Genomic DNA, 2,097 nt, shown 5'->3' with positions numbered 1-2,097 from the left:
ACGGGGAGTCACGCCCTCAATTCGCTTCCGTCGTCGTCATGTCGTGCGAGACGGAGAGCGGATTTGGCGATAGAAAACGATGACGAAACTTCCGATAAGTGTTCTGCGTCAGACATGGCAGACGCCTTGATCCGATCCTTCGGATGGAGTGGAGCGCGGAACAAAGCGCATACGCATGTCTTGCGATGTGTTGACGCGGGTCAGAGCGACAGCGCGCAATTCTGGATGAATGTACGAAATATCGTGGATCACCTCATGACGTTGGGGCCGCAGGACCGTGACTTAATTCACTGATCGGTCATGGAAGGTATTCGGAGATGGACATCGAGTCTGAGGACCAGATCGTCAAATTCTGGATAAAACAGCATTTTCGTGCGCGGTTTGGTAGCATTATCAATGAGCCCGTTCCTGATGCACTTCTAGGTCTTCTTCGTGAATCGAACGAGTGTACAGACTTTGAAATTCCTGATGATCGGCCGCATCCTAACCGACCGACATCCACCGCACAGGAAGGTTAGTGTGGGATGCAAACGCCATGGTTGGCGGCAACGGTGAAATGAAGTAGTCACAAAAGGCTCGTATGTCCTCTGAATTCAGCGCTTCCGAAACAGGCTAGCATAAAGGGTTGGTAGAACAAGCAAAGTGAGCAGGGTCGATGTCACAAGACCTCCAATCACAACAGTCGCAAGCGGCCGCTCGACCTCCGCGCCCATGCTTCCCGAAAACGCCATCGGGAAGAAGCCCAGACTAGCGACGCTTGCGGTCGCGATGACAGGCCGGAATCGGGCGCGTGCTGCCTCGAATGCCGCCGTTGCCGCATCAATGCCGGCTTCCTGAAGCGCGCGGATCTGACTTACAAGAACGACGCCATTGAGAATGGCCACACCAAACAGCGCAATGAAACCGATGCTGGCAGCAATACTAAACGGCAACCCACGCAAGGTCAGTGCGAAAATTCCTCCCGTCGCTGCTATAGGGAGATTGATGAATACCAGGGAGGCCGCCCTGAATGATCCTAATGCTGCAATCAGGAGCGCAAATATCAACAAGAGAGCGATGGGTAGAACCAGACCCAGACGTTGCATTGCCGATTTCAGGTTCTCGAACTGTCCGGCCCATTCAAGACGATAGCCTGACGGGAGTCTGACCTTCTCCGCAACCGCTTTTTGCGCCGCTGCGACAAAGGAACTGACGTCCCGCCCCCGGACATTGGCCTGAACAATGACGCGCCTATGAATACGGTCCCGATCAATCCGGGAAGGGCCGTCTATCACCTGTAGTTTCGCAATATCCGACAGCAAGACCCACCCTTGTCCGTCCAACCTGCGCACGGGCAGATTTCCGATCATCGAAACTGACAGGGTCGAAGTCGGATCAAGGCGGATCTGAGTTGGTATGATCGCGTTGCCCACAACAACAGGTTTTCCGATCAATCCACCGATAGCCGTGATCTGGGCAAGAGCGTCGGACACGGCCACCCCACGTCTGGCTGCGGCATCCCGATTGATGTCGATATGCATGAAGGGCACTGTTCCGTCGCCCTGTGGGGCAACATCCGCAGCCCCCGGAACCGCCGCCACGGCTGAGGTCACTTCATCGGCCAGTTTCGCCAGTTCCTTCAAGTCATCGCCATAAACGGAGATAGCTATTTGAGTGCGAACACCTGAGAGCAATTCATCCATTCGCATCTGGATCGGCTGTGACCATTCGTAATTGGCACTGGGGAGCTTCGCCTTGAGGGTGTCGGCCATCGCCTGAACCAACTGATCCTGGGTCCGCCCGGTCTTCCGCTGCGAGAGGGGCTTCAGAATGATGAAACTGTCTGACTCGTTGGGGCCCATAGGATCTGTCGGAACAGCCGGTGTGCCAATATTTGTTACCACCGTCTGAACTTCAGGGAACGAACGGATGATTCGTTCCTGTTTCCCGATTTCATCAATGACGGTAGGCAGTGAGGCGCTCGGCCAGCGCGTGACCGTTGTCGTCAGGGAGCCTTCTTCCAGCGTCGGTATAAACTCCCCACCCAACCGCGTGGCCAGGCCAACCGAAACGAGGAACACAGAGATCGTGACGATGATCACTGTCCTGCTATGCTTT

General features: G+C 55.2%; 1 protein-coding gene. It reads right to left on the bottom strand.

The window, feature by feature from the left end; translation table 11 throughout:
- Positions 1–593 precede the first annotated feature (593 nt).
- Positions 594–2,097 (bottom strand): efflux RND transporter permease subunit (locus P792_RS0120285; RefSeq protein ID WP_031241573.1); only part of this gene is annotated, 1,504 nt, incomplete at its 5' end.

The sequence above is a fragment of the Asaia sp. SF2.1 genome (assembly GCF_000505765.1).
Classification (GTDB): domain Bacteria; phylum Pseudomonadota; class Alphaproteobacteria; order Acetobacterales; family Acetobacteraceae; genus Asaia; species Asaia bogorensis.
This window is presented reverse-complemented; position numbering and strand designations above follow the sequence as displayed.